Genomic DNA, 18,192 nt, shown 5'->3' on the forward strand with positions numbered 1-18,192 from the left:
TACTCAATTGATGGCGGGCTCGGACACTTTTGCGCCGAACTCGGTTTTCAGAAAATCGAAATCGCAACCCTTGTCTGCCTGCTCGATGTGCTTGGTGAACATAAAGCCGTAACCGCGTTCATACCGTGGCTCAGGCGCGGCCCACGCGGCGCGGCGCGCCACAAGCTCCGCTTCTGGGACGAGCATGTTGAGACTGCGAGCGGGAATGTCGAGTTCGACAATGTCGCCGCTTTTCAACAGCGCCAGAGGACCGCCAACAAATGCTTCAGGTGAGGCATGCAACACGCAGGCGCCAAAACTCGTGCCGGACATGCGGGCATCGGAAATGCGTACCATGTCTCTCAGACCGAGTTTCAGCAGCGCCTTTGGCATGGGTATCATTCCCCATTCCGGCATGCCCGGGCCACCCTGCGGTCCGGCATTGCGCAGTACCAGAACGGTCTCAGGCGTCAACGGATAATCAGGATCATCGATGATAGCCTTCAGTTCGGGGTAGCTGTCGGCGACAAGTGCCGGCCCTTTGTGCCTGTGAAACTTAGGATCACAGGCGGCCGGCTTGATGACGGCGCCATCCGGGCACAGATTGCCCTTTAACACGGCAAGCGAACCCTCATGATAAACAGGATTTGACAGCGGCCGGATAACATCCTCATTCCAGACTTTTACCGTATCCAGCCCTTCCACCAGAGGCTTGCCCGTCACGCAGATGGCGCTCGGGTCAAGCTTGTCACCGAGTTGTTTCATCAACGCGCGAAGGCCTCCAGCATAAAAAAAGTCTTCCATCAGATAGGTCGTGCCGGATGGGCGGATATTGGCGATGACAGGTGTTGTGCGACCGATACGATCAAGATCATCCAGTTCCAGCGGAACGCCGGCACGCCTGGCCATTGCAATCAGATGAATGATCGCATTGGTCGAACAGCCTGTTGCCATGGCGACCGTCACTGAGTTGTTCACGGCCGCTGGGGTAATTATTTTGTCCGGAGTGAGGTCTTCCCACACCATGTCGACAATGCGCCGTCCGCACGCGGCAGACATGCGTTGGTGGTTGGCGTCAGCAGCTGGAATAGACGAGGCTCCGGGAAGCGTAAGTCCCATAGCCTCGGCAATCGCGGTCATCGTTGATGCCGTGCCCATTGTCATGCAGTGGCCATAGCTTCGGGCAATACCACCTTCAATGCCCTGCCATTCCTCTTGGGAAATTGTTCCGGCGCGCCGCTCATCCCAATATTTGAAACCGTCCGTGCCAGAACCCAGTGCCTTGCCTGCATAGTTACCACGCAACATCGGTCCTGCAGGCAGATAGATAAACGGAATGCCCATCGATACGGCGCCCATGACGAGACCTGGCGTGGTCTTGTCACAACCACCCATCAACACGGCGCCGTCGACCGGATGTGAACGCAGCAATTCCTCTGTCTCCATCGCAAGCATGTTGCGATAAAGCATTGTCGTCGGTTTCACGAAATTCTCCGACAATGAGAGCGCTGGCAACTCCATCGGAAAACCTCCGGATTGCAGTACGCCGCGCTTGACCCAGTCAACGCGCTCGCGGAAATGCATGTGACAGGGCTGCGCATCCGACCACGTGTTGATGATCGCGATGATTGGTCGACCTTCCCAATCTTGCGGCGCGTAACCCATCTGCATGGTGCGCGATCGGTGTCCGAACGACCGTTGGTCGTCCGGTATCATCCAGCGCGCTGAGCGCAACCCATTGTAGGTTTTCCGGTCTGCCATTTCATACTCCCGTGCCACAGGGCACCCAAGCTGGATCGATAATATCCGTTATTCAGTGAATGCCTCATCCCGCTTGCGACTGATGCTCGGCGACAATACGAGAGCCAGTACGACAACGGCAAAGACCAGCAATGACAGACTAAGAGGGCTGCGTACGAAGATGGTCGGATCACCCTGGCTGATCAGCATGGCTCGCCGCAGATTTTCTTCCAGCATCGGCCCGAGGATAAAACCCAAGAGCAATGGTGCCGGTTCAAAGCGCATCTTGCTGAGCGCAAGACCGATAACGCTGAAGGCAGCCATGACAAAGACATCAAACACACTGTTGTTGATGCTATAGGCGCCGATACAGCAGAAACCGATAATCGCCGGAAACAGCAAGTGATACGGCACCGTCAACATGCGCACCCAAAGCCCGATCAGCGGCAGGTTCAGGATGACGAGCATAAGATTGCCCGACCACATTGAGACAATCATGCCCCAAAACAGCGCCGGTTCATCCGAGATCACATTCGGTCCGGGTGTGATACCCTGAATGATCATCGCACCAACCATCAGCGCCATGACAGGGTTTCCGGGAATGCCAAGGGTAAGCATCGGAATAAACGATGTCTGCGCACCGGCATTATTTGCAGATTCAGGGGCAGCAACGCCTTCGATTGCGCCTTTGCCGAATTCGGCTTTGTTGGGAGAAATCCGTTTCTCCACCGCATAAGAAGCAAAGGACGCAAGCATCGCGCCACCACCTGGAAGAACGCCCAGAAAAGACCCCAGTGCGGTGCCGCGCAGAACCGGCGCGCAAATCCGCCGAAAATCATCCTTCGACAGCATCAGTCCTGTGACCCGTTTGACGCCGACCGAACGCTCCTGCTCATTTTCCAGATTGCGCAGGATTTCACAGATTCCAAAAATTCCCATGCTGACTGCCACGAAATTCAGGCCGTCATAAAGCTCCGGGACATTAAACACGTAGCGTGGCGTACCGCTTTCCACGTCAGTGCCGATGGTGCCGAGGACGAGACCAAACACGATCATGGCAAAGGCCTTCAGCAGTGAGCCGCTCGCAAGTGCAACAGAGGCGACAAGCCCCAGCACCATCAGCGAGAAATATTCTGCGGGCCCAAATTTGAGCGCAACGGATGCCAGTGGCGGCGCGGCTACAGCAAGCAGGATGGTCGCAACCGAACCGGCAAAAAATGAACCAAGGGCTGCGGTTGCCAACGCGGCACCCGCACGGCCATTTCGTGCCATCTGATACCCGTCAATGGCGGTAACGACAGAAGAACTTTCACCTGGAAGATTGATCAGAATTGCGGTTGTCGATCCGCCATATTGCGCGCCGTAAAATATGCCCGCCAACATGATAAGCGCAGATTCCGGCGGTAACCCGAAGGTAATCGGCAACAGCATTGCAATTGTGGCGGTCGGACCAAGGCCCGGCAGCACGCCGATCGCAGTCCCGAGAAGACAGCCGATAAAACCGTAAAACAAGTTCATCGGCATGAAGGCCGTTGAGGCACCGAGCCAGAGGTTAGAGAAGATGTCCATGTGTAATCCAATCCGGTTGCGCGGCTGGCTGGCAAACCTTAGAAAAAGTCACCGATGAAAGGAATCCAAGGCCCGAAGGCACTGACGGGAAGCGACAAGAGCTTCGTAAAAAGCAGAACAGAACAGGCAGAGAGAAACAAACCAAGTAAGATGGCATGACGCCAGTTCGCATAACGACTTGCCGTGGCAACCCCGACGATGAGCAGGAACATTGTGGCGGCAAGACCTAGTCTGGCCAATAGAAGTCCGAAGCCGATGGGCGCGAGAATGACCAGAAAATAGGCCATCCAGTTCCACGCTTCAGGCCCATCATCTTCCACCTCAACTATCAGTGACTGCACAATGATCAGAGTTCCAAGGGCCATCAGCAGCAGGCTCAGCATGGTTGGGAAATAGCCAGGCCCCATCTGGAAAGAGTTGCCTACCTGTAGATCCCGCCCGAACCAAATGAACAGGAGACCGGTACAAATCATCGTTACGCCGCCGACGAAGTCGCGGCCGTTTTTTATCTTCAGCATGGCATGATACTCGCGTGTGTAAAATGTACCGGCCGGAACTGCGTTCAACTCCTGCCGGCAGATAACATCACTGCAGCGGCACGTTGGCAGCCTTGATAACCTCGGCCCATTTGACCGTTTCACTGTCGATGAAGGCCTGGAATTCAGCCGACGTATTGCCGACAGGCGTTACGCCCATGGCTTTAAGTTTCTCCTGCATCGCCGGATCTGCAATGATCGCCTGAACTTCCTTACTCAGTTTTTCAACAATCTCAGGCGGAGTACCGGCGGGCGCAAACAGACCGTGCCATGAAGTTGCTTCAAATCCCGGAATAACGCTTGCCATTGTCGGCACATCTGGCAACAGGCTGGCTTTTTCCAGGCTTGTTACAGCGAGCGCCTTGACCTTTCCGGCTTTCACCTGCTGGGCCGCGGTCGGGATATTGTCAAACATCATGTCCACGTGACCGGCCACGACATCGAGAATGGCCTGGCTGCTGCCCTTGTACGGCACGTGGGTGATTTTAAGATCAGCCTTGGTTGCCAGAAGCTCGCCAGCCAAGTGGATGGATGTACCAACCCCGGACGATGCATATGTATGCTTTCCCGGCTCGGATTTCAGGAAAGTGATCAATTCTTCAACGGAGTTGGCTTTGATCTTGTCTGGATTGACAACCAGAACGTTGGGCAGGCTCGCAATCAGCGAAATTGGCGCAAAGCCTTTTTCCTTGTCATAAGGCAAAGATTTGTAGAGCGTCTGATTGATGGCGTTGGAGCTCACCGTACCCATGCCAATCGTATAGCCATCCGGCTTCGAACGGGCCAGATCACCAAGACCGATATTGCCACCGGCACCGGGCTTGTTTTCAACGATAAAACGTTGCCCCAGCCTCTTGTCCAGTTGCTCGGCAACCAGACGGCCAAAGGTATCCGTATTTCCGCCAGCGGCAAATGGAACGACAACCGTAACGGTCTTGGATGGATAGTCATCAGCTTGGCTCGACTGTGAGCTAGCTACAGCCAATATGGCGGTAGCGGCCGCCAACGTCATGAAACGTTTGAGGTTCATTATAATTCCTCCTCTTTTCTGGCCTCCCGCCAGCGTTACCTACCCACCCTTCGAAATCCTCCGACGAAGGAATGGAAGCGCTTTCATTATAAAATCAAAATCCTGAACTTCAACCAGCGGGGGTATTTTTTAAAGTATTTTGAATCAACGGATTAACACGTTAACTATGAGATTTTTTATATTGCCACTTGATTATACATAAAATGAAAGCGTAAATCATTTTAATGGGGACTATCACGATGACCGAACACGGCAAGACCAAAAACAATGTTGCAAACGGTCCAGTGACACTTGCCGACATCGCCAAGCTGGCAGGTGTGTCGCCAGTAACAGTTTCACGGGCTATCAACACGCCTAGCCTCGTTAAACCCCGAACGCTGGAAGCCATTGAGCGAGTGATCGCCAAAACCGGTTATGTGCCAAATCTTCTGGCCGGCGGTTTGGCGTCCAGGCGGACCCGGTTGATCGCTGCCATTGTTCCCTCGGTTGCGAGTACAATCTTTGCCGAAACCATCGAAGGTCTGAATGCGGAACTCGTTTCCGCCGGCTATCAGCTGCTTCTTGGTCTTTCCGGTTATGATGCCAGCCGGGAACTGGAACTAACCCGTGCGATCCTGGCACGACGCCCCGACGGCATCATTCTGACCGGCATCACTCACCTTAAAGAGACCCGCGCCATGCTGACGGGGGCTGGCCTGCCCATTGTCGAAATCTGGGATTCCACACCCTCGCCACTCGATACAGCGGTTGGTTTTTCTCATGCAGCGGTCGGCGTTCTGGTGGCTGAACATTTGCTGATCAAGGGGTATGACCGTTATGCACAGGTGGGCGCCAACGATCCTCGCGCTGTCCAGCGCCGTGACGGTTTTGTTGGACGCCTCAAGGGTATTGCTGATGTCGAATTGCCCGAACTCGAAATGAACTCGCCGTCCACTTTCCGTGACGGAAGAATGGCGATGGCTCAGCTTTTGGATCGTGGGGAAGGTACGCTTGGCGTGTTCTGCTCTTCAGATGTGGTCGCTCACGGCGCATTGGCGGAAGCCCACGCCCGCGGATGCAGTATGCCGGACAAACTTGGAATAGTGGGCTTTGGTGATTTCGATTTCGCTCCCCACACACACCCGCCACTAACCACTGTTCGCATTGATCGCCGAGAGATCGGCACCAAGGCTGCCCGCTCAATCCTCAGAAAGATCGAAGGCGACAAAGACGTCGACGCCATGATCAATGTAGACTTCCACATCGTTGCCCGAGGAACGGCCTGACGCATCTTGGTTACGGACGTTTGCCAAATTCAGCCGTTCCGCGCGTCCAATGCCCGGACTGCTCTGAAAGAGTAATGCCCAACCCCGGTCGGGTTGGAACGAGCATACGCCCCTGTTTAATCTCCAGCCGCTCATTAAATAGCGGATCAAGCCAATCGAAATGCTCTACCCACGGTTCCAGCTCGTAGGCTGCTGCCAGATGCAAGTGAATTTCCATAGCGAAGTGCGGGGCAAGCTGCAGTTTCTTGGCCTCCGCCAGCGCGCAAATTTTCAGGAACTGGGTGATACCACCGACACGGGGTGCGTCCGGCTGGATAAAATCCACAGCGTTGTTTTGGATAAGCGCGATGTGCTCGAGAACGCTTGCCAGCATCTCGCCTGTTGCAATGGGCGTATCGAGTTGTGCTGCGAGGGCGGCATGGCCTTCCACGTCATAGGCATCGAGCGGCTCTTCGATCCAGGTTAGGAGATAGGGCTCCATAAGGCGTCCAAAACGCATAGCGCTTGGGCGATCCCATTGTTGGTTTGCATCAACCATCATCGCTGCCCGCCCACCAATATGCTCATGCACTGCAGCAACGCGCTTCAGATCAGCACTCATATCGGGCTGACCAACCTTGATCTTGATGCCGCCGATACCTGACGCAATTGACATTTCAACGTTGTCAATAACCTCTTCGATCGGCGATGACAGGAAGCCGCCTGACGTATTGTAGCACTGCACGGAATCACGGTGCGCTCCCAGCAACTTCGCCAGAGGCAGTCCCGCACGTTTGGCCTTGAGATCCCACAAGGCCACATCAAAGGCCGCGATGGCTTGAACGGCAAGTCCGCTTCGGCCGACTGAGGCACCTGCCCAGCAAAGCTTGTTCCACAACTTGCCGATGTCATTGGGGTCCTCGCCGATCAGGACATGTGCGATTTCCTTGGCGTGCTCGTATTGCCCAGGTCCGCCAGCTCGCTTTGAATAGCTGAAACCGATCCCGCTATGTCCTTGTTTCGTTTCGATTTCCGCAAACAGGAATGCTACTTCCGTCAGCGGCTTTTGTCTGCCTGTTAAAACCTTGGCGTCACTGAACGGTGTTTTCAAAGGCAGGAAGATCGACGACAGCTTTATCCAGGCAATACTGTCCCCAGCGGGCTGAAGTCCCTGCTGACCTGTCTTTAAAGCATGCATATCCATCTATCCGCCTCCCGATTTCGAGCTTCTGTAGAGCTGTCATGCTTGACTGATAACGCGCCAATCCATTTAAGTCCAAGTTGATTATTGTTGAATATCTATACCGGATTTGAATAGATGCTTGATTTAGGACAGGTCCGTTCATTCGTTATGGTGGCCTCTGAACTGAACTTCAGCCGTGCCGCCCGACGTCTGAACATCACACAGCCCCCGCTCAGTCGGCAGATCAAGTTGCTGGAGCAAACACTGGATGTTACACTTTTTGAAAGGAATAGCAGACGTGTCGTCCTGACACCTGCAGGCCTGACATTTCTAGTCGAGGCCCAGAAACTCCTGGAAATCGGCAATGCCGCTGTCACGGTGACCAGAAGGGCTGCTCGCGGCAGCGCCGGATCTGTCAAGGTCGCATTTGTTGGTGCCGCCACTTACAGCTTCTTGCCGGGCTTCATCAGTCAGGCCCGCGCTCTTGCTCCCCAAATTGAACTCGAACTGGTGCAAATGGAAACGGCCGAACAGCTTCAGGCTATCAATGGCGGAGAAATTGATCTTGGCTTGTCTCGTCCGCTAACCGGCGCGCACCACCTTGAAAGTCTTTGTGTCGCGCGCGAAACCATGATGCTGGCCATTCCCCGCACCCATCCGCTAGCGGCCAAACGCCGGTCGCCGCTGGATGCCCTCAATGGCGAGCCCTTCATCATGTTTTCGTCTGCAGCACGTTATCTGCACGACAAACTCGCTCGGCTAATGGCGGAAAACGGCGTCACACCGCGTATCGTGCAGAATATGACACATTCGCAGGCAATATTGTCACTGGTCAGCGCAGGTATCGGTCTGGCAATCGTACCCGCTGGCACCCAAAATGCTTGCTTCGATAATGTCGTATTTCGTGCACTGGATCTGAAGCACGAATGTATTGCCGAGCTTCACGCCATATGGAGCCCGGGCAATCGAAACGCGCTGATGTGGGACATACGCGAGATTGCCACTACGAGCGCCGAATTGCGATGACGAATAGTTGCTGCGACCTGGTGCCTCGAGTTGATTGGAACGGATCGGCAAAAAACCACGTGCACCGACAGCGGCGATGGCTGACTAAGTCAGTTGGAAGAGAGGCTGACACTAAATCAATTGGTTGTGGGTTTGAGCACTATATCTCCATTCAAGATGCGGCAGAGGTCACAGGCGTTGCGCGATGAGTTGCTGCACAAGGATTTCTACCTCTTCGCTGTCATTGCGAACATAAATACGCATCGAATAACCCGGCTCCGCGGAACCGGCGATAGCTCTGAGAAGATTAACAGTAGCCGTCGTCCAGAAATCGGCATCACTTGGACGAAGCTGAAGCGGAACCTGACCCATGGCAATCAGCAGATGTTCTCGACCAAGCTGGGGACTTGTTTTGCTTAACATTGACGAAGCGATCTCAAAGAAAGCCCGACGAGCAACCGACGCATCTATATCCGGAACCTTGATGATTTCGGAGGGAGGAAATTTTTGGAAAGAAGCTTGGCGCTGGTTTGGGAAAACAATCTGGCCTGAAGCCTCGTTCTGCCACCCTTTAAGCAGTTTTTTCAAAAGTCGATCCGATGGTAAATTGCCGTATTCCAAACTCTGAACCATGGTCGAAGTAATCGCTAGAGGAGAATATTTCCGCAGCGCAAGCGACGCCAAAAGTTCAGAGCCTTGCTGGTTCATCAACCAATAAAATTGCGAAAAAATTTCCCGTTCGGACACCTTCGACACACGTGTCCCAACTTGTTTCATGAAATGTTCCAACACTACCGCCTGGAACATCTCTTCATCGGCTTCTGATAGACTTGAGTGATGCTGGGGAGGCATTACTTTCCATAACAGCTGCTGCCTTAACGCTGACTCATCGCTGTTAGGTTCGTTGATGAGCGCGGAAAATAGCAACAACATTTCCTCAATGGACACTCGGAGTGCCGAATCTCTCGCGCGGTAAAGCAACGACAAGACCCGCAGTTTCTCGTCGCGTTGTTCATTCCACCAGAGCTTGGTCGAGAGGAGCTGGGCCTTGTTTCGTCGCTGATACAATTCAATTGGCGAAATTTTTACTTGGGTAAGAACGCCTTGGTGTGTGACAAATAGCTTGGGCAGCCAGAGTTTATTCTGCAACGCGCCGGCCGTCGTATTGACGCCAAGAGAACGCAGGGGAACCCCGTCAGGGTGGTCTGATTGGATACGTGAGACAAACCCGAAAAATCTTGAGTAATCAAGGCCAAAGCCTTTTGCAGGCCCCTCTAACGCGGAAACAAATGTATCCGCAATAATCTGCTCGGTCGGACTGGAGTACAAGTGCCGCACTTCCCAGATCCAAGCGACCTGAATACCTCCAAAAAACAAAGTGATGAAAAGCGCGCCCACTTCAATAGTTGAGACGAAAGCGCCAAGTCCACTTAATCTGTACGGTATTCGTAAACTGATCCCAACACATCGCTTCTCCCTGTTCCAGATTTTCTTCCGGTCAACATCAATAACGTTGTGAATCAGCCTATTGAGAATGAGTTCCTCTGACCTGAACGCTAATAGAATACGCAAAGCCACGACCAGTAGTAAGCTGGTTATCCCGGCTAACAGGTAGTTACTTGTCTGCGAGACTAATGGCAAAGATGCTGCCATCACGCTCAGCACAAGCAGCGACAATCCAATCTTTCTATCGACATACCGTGTGACTGTGTAAGCAGTCGAAACTGCTCTGAGAGGATTGAAAATCCAAGGCCAGCGGCCGTCTTCAAGCGCGCGCTCATGATACCGCCCGAGGTCGACGTCCTCCACGTCGCCAGGCTGTTCGCCGATTGGAAAGACAGGTATTTTTCCTTTGAAGTACGCTTCACGACCCACCGCACTCCGATGCAGGATGTCGTTTCCCTGGCGCGCAATGTGTGCCCACTCGAAGTAAATCTGCGCAGACCTTATATCGCATACGCGAAACAGGAAATCGCCACGCTCGGAAAAGCGAGCGCTGCATTCAATAGCATTGACGACGGCTGCAATCCCCTGCCCCGCGCAGTAGCCGTCCAGACGATCTAGCTCGTTAGTTTTATACGGCGGGAACAAACCAGTTATTCCGCGAGCAACAGCTACAATAAACGCATCATGGCTGGCTAGAGCCAACTCGCTGGCAGCACGATCAAACAGCTCAGTCCAAGGACTTGCTGACCACATTGCATCTTCCTGCAATCTAGTTCTTTTTTTACGACATTCAGCGAGCAGTTGTTCCAGCGACTCGAAGAGCTTCTCCGCATCCGCTGTGCGATCGATCACTTCTCCGGTTGGTTGACGAAATAACGGCGAGTAATCCGTACGCTGTTGAGGTACAGCTCTCAGGGTACCGGGCTCAACTACATCTTCGTCCGCAACTAAGACATCCACATCGGATGAAACACAGAAATCATTGTAATGCTCATCCTGCGACGTGTCTGCTGTGTCTTCGTTGCGCATCCTTTGCCATTTAGCCTGTGCGATCGCCGACGTCCGAGCTTCGACAAGCCTCTGAAAGCCGACAGGATCTTCATCAGGCCGAAAGTCGCGCAATCTCCGAGCGTATGCTTTCCGAATAACTCCTTCATCACTTGTCGCCTCGATCTCAAGCAGAGCCCAGCAACTCGCTGTCATAAGCCTCTGCTCCTGGCTTCGAACATATTCAACCGCTGAGTAAAACGAGCCCGAAGCTCATCGACGTTTCGCAAATGTTGATCATTTAGGCTCGACAGGAACTCGATAAGAGTTGCCGATACTTCATGCCGGTTTTCCCCAATGGTTTCCGCGTATAGGCGCTCTGCACGAGCAATCAGCGCGATATTTTCTTGCTGCTCGCGAGGCGCGACCTTGATCTTGCTCAGCTCCGCAAATCTACGTTCCAGCTCTGCATCAGACAGGCCAGACTGATTATTGAACATCTTGCGATGCACTTCACCAGTCGACATTACACGTACTTCCACTTCGAGCACGCCATTAACGTCATAGGTAAATCGGACACCAATCGACTGATGGCCAGCCCTGTCAGGCGGTATAGCGACGTCGATCCTGCCGATCAGAATATTCTGTGAGGGGCGTATGTTCTCACCCTGATAAACCTCGACATTTATTCTCTGTTGCTGATTATGCAGTGTGGAGTAGAACTGCTCACGGCTTTGGGGAACAGACGCATTTCTCTCGATTATCGGCGACATGATAGGCTCGTCTATTTTGTAATCGGTATTTGTAGCCGCGATCCCCAATGTAAAAGGGCACACATCCGTCATGATAATTTCGTCGAGCGCACCATCGCGAGCGTGAAGAGCTGCCTGTATGGCGGCACCAAGGGCGATAGCGTGATCCGGTTTTGGATAAGTTAAAGGAAAACGGCCGAACAGGCGGGTTACAAGATTCCTTACAAGTGGCATGCGTGACGCACCACCGACCAATACGATCTGATCAATGGACGTCGATGATACACCCGCATCGTGAATAACCCGTTCTATAGGATGGCGTAGCCGACTTATAAGTGGCTTCCAAGCATCCTCAAGCTGCTGTCGCAGCAGCACACCTTCTAAAAGCGTTTGCCCTAGTTCAATGCAATACTCACATTCCGGACGATCCGTTAGGGCGTTTTTTAGAGCAGAAGCCTCCTTTAGAAGGCGCTGTTTGTCTCCGGAGTGTAGGGACACAAAATCCAGTTTATGATTGTCGAGAATGAATTTGGATAAAACATCGCGGAAATCATCGCCACCCAGAAGGGAATCTCCTGTTGACGCACAAATCTCCATAACCCCGTCGAACTTATGCAGCAACGACACATCGAAAGTGCCTCCGCCAAGATCAAGTACTAAAAACTGGCCGTCAGCTGTAGCTTCCAGACCGTGCGCAAGCGCCGCAGCCGTAGGCTCGTTTATAAGCCGTGAAACAGCCAGTCCGGCCAAATGAGCGGCATTCAACGTTGCCCTACGTTGCGGATCGCTGAAATATGCCGGTACAGAGATTACGACATCGGTCACTTTCTCTTTCAGAAATGTTTCAGCATCATCCTTCAGGCTTTTCAAAACCATGGCTGACAACTCTTCAGCTCGCCACTGTTTTCCTTTGAGTTTCACCTCATGGTCAGTTCCCATCCAGCGCTTGAACGATGCGACACTTCTGTCGGGGTGTGTTATCAGGCGATCAAGTGCTGGTTGTCCCACAATGATCTCACCATCATCGGATATACTGATTGCGGATGGCGTAAGGTAGTCGCCTAGGGCATTTGGAATAAGTTCTGCGCTGTCTGCATTCCAATATGAAATGAGGGAATTAGATGTTCCCAAATCAATTCCTACGAGTGCCATGTGTAAAACTCTAAAACCTAAAGATGAATTTTATCCGGATTTAAAGTCTGTTTGGCTTTTCGAAAAGCTTTATTGGGCGACCTTGGCAGCTCGAAATTGTTCTTGGTTACCAACTGGTTCATCGACGCGAGACAATTGATGCGAGGACTTCGAAATTAAAGAAGTCGGTTATAAACCAGAAAGTTGCGACGATGAGCCAAATCGATGCAAGTGTCAGCTCGCCGATCGTAGGTCGGGAAGGAAGATGCGGTTTCCCGCATTATGGAACTTACCAATGGCCAAGGTGTTGACGCGGCTATTCGCTTAATATGACTTTAGCCACACCACAAGCGGAGCCAAATTTGCTGCGAAACTCTCAAAACCCTGAGCGTGTCTTTTGTTCGTCAAACCCGTTCCAAAGCGATCGCAATACCCTGTCCCACGCCGATGCACATTGTTGCCAGCGCATACTTTCCCTTGCCCAGAGAAAGTTGAAGCGCGGCTGTTCCTGCAATGCGGGCGCCCGACATACCCAACGGGTGGCCAAGCGCTATCGCGCCGCCATTTGGATTGACGCGCGGGTCATCATCGGCGATGCCGAGCTCTCTTAACGTTGCCAGGCCTTGTGATGCGAAAGCTTCGTTGAGTTCAATGACATCGAAGCGGTCCTGTGTGAGGCCGAGCATCGTCATCAGCTTCTTAGAGGCCGGTACTGGGCCAATGCCCATGACGCGCGGAGGAACACCGGCTGCCGCACCGGCCAGAACACGGGCACGTGGCGTCAGACCATATTTTTTTGCGGCTTGCTCGGAAGCGAGTATGAGAGCGGCAGCGCCGTCGTTGACCCCGGAGGCATTACCCGCTGTCACCGTTCCCCCTTCCTTCCTGAAAGGTGTGCCGAGTTTGGCAAGGGCTTCAAGCGTTGTTGCTCGGGGATGCTCATCTTGGGACACCATGATGGCATCGCCCTTTCGCTGCGGGACAAAAACCGGGATGATTTCTCGGGCAAGTCGGCCATTTTCCTGTGCAGCCGCGGCTTTCATCTGGCTGCGAAACGCAAATGCATCCTGATCTTCGCGAGAAATCCGGTAATCTTGCGCAACATTTTCCCCCGTTTCGGGCATGGAATCGACGCCATACAGTTTTTTCATCAATGGATTGATGAAACGCCAGCCAATCGTCGTGTCATGGATTTCCGCATGACGGGAAAACGCCGTGTCCGCCTTGGGCATCACAAAAGGCGCACGGCTCATGCTTTCCACGCCTCCAGCGATCATTAAGTCTGCTTCGCCTGATTTAATAGCGCGGGCGGCGGTCATCACCGCATCCATACCGGAACCGCACAGGCGGTTGACTGTGGTGCCACTAACGGAAACCGGTAGCCCAGCAAGAAGTAGCGACATACGCGCGACATTCCTGTTGTCTTCCCCTGCCTGATTGGCACAGCCATAAATGATGTCTCCAATCGCATCCCAGTCGACGCCAGTATTTCGTTCGACAAGCGCCTTGAGCGGCAAAGCTCCGAGATCGTCAGCGCGTATCGAGGAAAGCGCCCCGCCAAACCGGCCAATGGGGGTTCTGACGTAGTCGCAGATGTAAGCTTCGGCCATAGGTATTGCCCTCACAAATCAGGAACGACGAGGTCGGCGACCGCCCCGTCGACATGCAGCGCTGCTCCGGTCATGGCTTGCAGATCATCAACGCTCATGCCGGTAAGTTTCTCCCTCAGCACAAAACGCCCCTGAGCGACGTCGATGACAGCGTGGCTGGTGTAGATGCGTGTGACGCAAGCAACACCGGTCAACGGGAACGTGCATTTCTCAACCAGCTTCGGCTCGCCGTTCTTGGTCACGTGCTCGGTGATGACAAAGACCTGCTTCGCGCCGTGGACAAGATCCATCGCACCGCCGACCGCTGGCACACCCTTAGAACCGACCCGCCAATTCGCAAGGTCTCCATTTTGCGCAACCTGTAAGGCACCGAGAATAGCGACATCGAGATGACCGCCGCGCACCATGGCAAAACTGTCTGCATGATGGAAGAACGCGGCACCGGGCTTCAAAGTCACAGCCTTTTTCCCGGCATTGATGAGATCCCAATCCTCCTCACCGACCTTCGGCGCCTCTCCAAAATCGAGGATGCCGTTTTCCGTGTGGAATATCGCTTCCCGGCCGGGTGGTTGGTATCGCGCAACCATCTCCGGAAAACCGATACCAAGGTTGACATAGGCACCGTCAGCGATGTCCTGGGCTGCACGCCAGGCAATCTGCGCGTTGCTTAACTTGTTTTCTTCGTGAATGGCACTTGTCATGCGTAAGCAACTCCGGCCCGAATGAGTTCCTCTTCCTGTTGTGGCTGTGACACCTCGACAAGACGATCGACAAAAATCCCGGGGGTCACGACATGTTCGGGATCAATTTCCCCGGGTTCAACAATGCCAGAGACTTGAACAATCGTCCTGGCAGCGGCCATGCACATCAACGGATTGAAGTTGCGTGCGGCCTTGTTGTAGATCAGGTTGCCATGGCGATCGCCGAGATGAGCCTTGATGATGGCGAAATCGGCCTTGAGCCAACGCTCCTGAACATAATGCCTGCCATCAAACTCGCCGATCGGCTTTCCGTTGGCAAGCTCCGTGCCGTAGGCGGTCGGCGTGTAGAATGCCGGAATTCCTGCTCCGCCCGCACGAATACGCTCCGCGAGCGTGCCTTGCGGAACAAGCTCAAGTTCGATTTCACCAGCAAGATACCTGTCAGTAAATGCACGGGGATCAGACGATTTCGGAAACGAACAGATCATTTTGCGGACCATGCCCGCATCGATCATGGCAGCAATTCCGATCCGGCCATTTCCGGCATTATTGTTTATCACTGTCAGGCCTTTCGGCCCTTTGTCGATCAGTGCGTGAATAAGTTCAATCGGCGCACCGGATCCTCCGAAACCACCGATCATCACCGTTGCACCGTCACCAATTTCCGAGACGGCTTGCGCAAGGTTCGGGCTCGTCTTGTCCATCCTACGACCTCCACGGATGTAACTTCGATGGCCCCGTTAAGGAGCCTTGTCTAATTTTCTACCGCTGCCCATTGTCGACCTCAACCGAATTGTGCGATATACTGTATTTGTTTACATATCGCACAAACGAGAAATGAAGTGGCCATCAAGCAAAATGACATGATGGGCGGATTAGCCAAGGGCCTACGCGTTATTGAAGCATTTACCGCCGAAACACCGCGCTTGAGCATTTCGCAAACTGCGGACATCACGGGACTGGACCGAGCCACCGCCCGACGATGTCTGTTGACCCTCGCAGAACATGGGTACTGTGCGTATGATGGCAAATTCTTCACCGTGACCCCGCGTGTGCTGCGGCTCGGAACAGGATGCCTTGCGTCCATGCCATTGCCACGCATCGTCCAGCCTTGGCTTGATCAACTGTCGGAAAAGATCGGTCAGAGTACGTCTGTTGCTATTCTGGACGATGCGGAAATCGTTTACGTGGCCCGTGCAGCGCAGAGAAGAGTGATGTCGATTGCTCTCATGCCCGGGTCACGACTTCCGGCCTACTGCACATCTTTGGGACGCGTTATGCTGGCGGCACTGGCTGAACATCACGTTCTCGACATACTGGCGGGCCATCCGCTCCAAGCCAGAACTTTGCGTACACTCAATGATGTCGACGCGATAATGGCAGAGTTGGAACTGGTGAGAAAGCAAGGATATGCCGCGGTCGACCAGGAGGTAGAGCAAGGGCTGCGATCTGTCGCGGTTCCACTTAAAAATGCGCGCGGCATTGTCATCGGGGCTCTCAATACGGGGCTCGCAGCCTCCCCTGAGCCCATGACACAGGTCATTGAGACCTATCTGCCGTCATTGCTGCAGGTAAGCCGCGAGCTTCAAGGCGTTCTCGCCTGAATCTGAAAACGATTGGCGGGTCTCAAATTAGCGGGAGAGAGGCTGCGACCTCACATATGATCTGCACCAGATAGCATTGTCATGCCGACGAGCCCTGATGTGTTACTCGTGTCACTCGAGTTGATCTGCAGTGCACACAGTCGTTCATCAAAGACACCAACAGCGCATCCTTCACCGACAGTGGATTAGCTAGTGCTTGCGATCAAATCCCTTGTTGCATGGCGCCCAGAGATAACTTCAATCTGGATGCTATAGAAAACGGGAGTGAGGCCTACAGCATCCTTGGACTTGTACATTCCCGGTTCCCACCAGTTGGCCCTCTGCTGTAAAAGAGACCAGGCATACATATGTTCATCATGCCATTTTTCGTCGTCAGGCAGTTCTTGATAGCGGCCCTCAAGAAGGACGCTCTGCCATTCATCCGGTGTGACCAATTGCTCAATCTGGACGCAGGCGTGCGGGTTAAGTCGAAGACTGTCGATCTTTTTGCCCGGTAATGAAAAGCTGTAAAAGGCGCCGTCCCTGAAAGCATACCGTATTGGAACGACATAAGGACGCTCGTCACAGATGCAGCCGAGATGACCAATCTGGTTGACCGAAAGCATCGTCTCGCATTCCTGCCTTGTCATATCTCGCAAATTCATTTTGGAGCTCCTGTTTACCCGCAGCGATACGGTTTGCGTACACACTGTAGTTTGCTGGCAGAGCGCTATTCTTGCTCCTTTTGCGCCAACTTTGCCACCCATCATGTTTACCGTCAGTCATGCTTCGCACGAGGGTTATCTGCCAATAGAATTGGCGCACATCAGACGTCAGCAGATGAACGGAAATAAACATCCGGATAGTGGCGGGGATGCGGTAGCACGTTGGGCAAAACGGCATCCGACTTGAGGCTAAAAACCGGAATAGTTATCCGGACCATGTTTGAAACTTGGCACTTGCCACTTGGTCATCGAAATACGCCACTTCCATGCGCTCATATCATCTAGGGGCATTTGATTTGAAATCACAAGGGCGGCTGTCAGCTACAGCAGGACGCGGGCAGGCCGAAGAATGCAATGGCTTAATCGGTGTCGCAATGAAACCATTGCATTTAGAGCATCACAGAGGTTGCATGTTCCAGCCTCAAAAATCGAACGTGCCCTATGGATTGCGCGGGTCTACTTTGTGACCGTCAGCATGGCATGCATGCCCGCTCCATAGTGGCCCTTGATATTGCATAACAGGACATATGATCCAGGAACTAGCTTAACTTTCAACTGCCCGTCAGCGCCAGGCTTTAACTCGGCAACTTCGCCCATGCTGTGCAGGGCATTCTCGTCGACCCTATTCTTGGATTTGTTGATGGAGATCATCTGATCCGCTGACTTCAGCTTGACGAGCACCATTTCGTGCTCTTCTGTCATGGCGTCATTGTGAACCAGAAACGTCGTATCACCGGCCTTGATCGTCGACTGATCGAGCGTCAACGTCATCGGACCGCTACCTTCGCCTCCTTCGACAACCTTAATCGTAGTCGCTGCGAACACAGGCGCTGCGACGCAGAACGCAGCACAGGTCATAAAAATTCTCTTTAGGATGCGCATTGTATGTTCCCTTGGTTTGTCATCGGGAACCAGCTCATAGAAATCAATGCTGACATCAGCCTGAATGATCAAACTCTCACTGATCCTCC

The 18,192-nt window shown here is 53.3% G+C and carries 15 protein-coding genes; 3 read left to right on the forward strand and 12 right to left on the reverse strand.

The annotated features are described in order from the left end of the window. Window positions 1-3: 3 nt before the first annotated feature. The 4 genes from araD to HGO37_RS18870 all read right to left on the reverse strand — a co-directional run bounded on the left by araD (window position 4) and on the right by HGO37_RS18870 (window position 4,854). The gene (araD, locus tag HGO37_RS18855) at window positions 4-1,740 is read right to left on the reverse strand and encodes an L-arabinonate dehydratase (RefSeq protein ID WP_250984671.1); all 1,737 of its coding nucleotides are present in this window, start codon (window positions 1,738-1,740) and stop codon (window positions 4-6) included. A 48-nt stretch (window positions 1,741-1,788) separates the two neighbouring features. Then, a complete protein-coding gene (locus HGO37_RS18860) occupies window positions 1,789-3,288 on the reverse strand; it encodes a tripartite tricarboxylate transporter permease (protein ID WP_192490131.1) in 1,500 nt (499 codons plus the stop codon). A 38-nt stretch (window positions 3,289-3,326) separates the two neighbouring features. Further along, a complete protein-coding gene (locus tag HGO37_RS18865; protein ID WP_250984672.1) occupies window positions 3,327-3,806 on the reverse strand; it encodes a tripartite tricarboxylate transporter TctB family protein in 480 nt (159 codons plus the stop codon). 67 nt (window positions 3,807-3,873) lie between these two features. Next, on the reverse strand, window positions 3,874-4,854 hold the full coding sequence (locus HGO37_RS18870; protein WP_250984673.1) for a Bug family tripartite tricarboxylate transporter substrate binding protein: 981 nt from the start codon (window positions 4,852-4,854) through the stop codon (window positions 3,874-3,876). Between the two features lie 239 nt (window positions 4,855-5,093). On the opposite strand from HGO37_RS18870, the gene HGO37_RS18875 reads away from it, so the two are divergent. Next, complete coding sequence (locus HGO37_RS18875) at window positions 5,094-6,119, forward strand: LacI family DNA-binding transcriptional regulator (RefSeq protein ID WP_250984674.1); 1,026 nt, start codon at window positions 5,094-5,096, stop codon at window positions 6,117-6,119. 10 nt (window positions 6,120-6,129) lie between these two features. Here the strand turns inward: HGO37_RS18875 and HGO37_RS18880 are convergent, their stop codons facing one another. Next, a complete protein-coding gene (locus HGO37_RS18880) occupies window positions 6,130-7,302 on the reverse strand; it encodes an L-talarate/galactarate dehydratase (RefSeq protein ID WP_285200848.1) in 1,173 nt (390 codons plus the stop codon). A gap of 114 nt (window positions 7,303-7,416) precedes the next feature. Here HGO37_RS18880 and HGO37_RS18885 point away from each other — a divergent pair, with 114 nt between their 5' ends. Beyond that, window positions 7,417-8,307, forward strand: a complete 891-nt coding sequence (locus HGO37_RS18885) for a LysR family transcriptional regulator (RefSeq protein ID WP_250984675.1) — start codon at window positions 7,417-7,419, stop codon at window positions 8,305-8,307. Between the two features lie 168 nt (window positions 8,308-8,475). Here HGO37_RS18885 and HGO37_RS18890 read toward each other — a convergent pair whose 3' ends face one another. The 5 genes from HGO37_RS18890 to HGO37_RS18910 form a co-directional block, all read right to left on the reverse strand. After that, entirely contained in the window at window positions 8,476-10,935 is a 2,460-nt protein-coding gene (locus HGO37_RS18890; protein ID WP_250984676.1) for a hypothetical protein, read from the reverse strand. After that, window positions 10,932-12,623 carry an Hsp70 family protein gene (locus tag HGO37_RS18895; RefSeq protein ID WP_250984677.1) on the reverse strand — a complete coding sequence of 564 codons (1,692 nt, stop codon included), beginning with the start codon at window positions 12,621-12,623 and terminating at the stop codon, window positions 10,932-10,934. The genes HGO37_RS18890 and HGO37_RS18895 overlap by 4 nt, the downstream gene beginning before the upstream one ends. A 383-nt stretch (window positions 12,624-13,006) precedes the next feature. Beyond that, on the reverse strand, window positions 13,007-14,212 hold the full coding sequence (pcaF, locus tag HGO37_RS18900) for a 3-oxoadipyl-CoA thiolase (RefSeq protein ID WP_250984678.1): 1,206 nt from the start codon (window positions 14,210-14,212) through the stop codon (window positions 13,007-13,009). Between the two features lie 11 nt (window positions 14,213-14,223). Continuing rightward, window positions 14,224-14,913 (reverse strand): CoA transferase subunit B, encoded by a 690-nt coding sequence (locus tag HGO37_RS18905; protein ID WP_250984679.1) that lies wholly within the window; start codon window positions 14,911-14,913, stop codon window positions 14,224-14,226. Next, window positions 14,910-15,617 (reverse strand): 3-oxoacid CoA-transferase subunit A, encoded by a 708-nt coding sequence (locus HGO37_RS18910; RefSeq protein WP_250984680.1) that lies wholly within the window; start codon window positions 15,615-15,617, stop codon window positions 14,910-14,912. The genes HGO37_RS18905 and HGO37_RS18910 overlap by 4 nt, the downstream gene beginning before the upstream one ends. A 138-nt stretch (window positions 15,618-15,755) precedes the next feature. Here HGO37_RS18910 and HGO37_RS18915 point away from each other — a divergent pair, with 138 nt between their 5' ends. Then, window positions 15,756-16,517: an IclR family transcriptional regulator domain-containing protein gene (locus tag HGO37_RS18915; protein WP_250984681.1), complete on the forward strand. Its 762-nt coding sequence runs from the start codon at window positions 15,756-15,758 to the stop codon at window positions 16,515-16,517. 185 nt (window positions 16,518-16,702) lie between these two features. Here the strand turns inward: HGO37_RS18915 and HGO37_RS18920 are convergent, their stop codons facing one another. Further along, the gene (locus tag HGO37_RS18920; protein WP_250984682.1) at window positions 16,703-17,161 is read right to left on the reverse strand and encodes a pyridoxamine 5'-phosphate oxidase family protein; all 459 of its coding nucleotides are present in this window, start codon (window positions 17,159-17,161) and stop codon (window positions 16,703-16,705) included. Between the two features lie 516 nt (window positions 17,162-17,677). Beyond that, on the reverse strand, window positions 17,678-18,103 hold the full coding sequence (locus tag HGO37_RS18925) for a plastocyanin/azurin family copper-binding protein (RefSeq protein WP_250984872.1): 426 nt from the start codon (window positions 18,101-18,103) through the stop codon (window positions 17,678-17,680). Window positions 18,104-18,192 lie beyond the last annotated feature (89 nt).

It is taken from the genome of Rhizobium sp. CG4 (assembly GCF_023701965.1).
In the GTDB taxonomy this organism is placed as follows: domain Bacteria; phylum Pseudomonadota; class Alphaproteobacteria; order Rhizobiales; family Rhizobiaceae; genus Agrobacterium.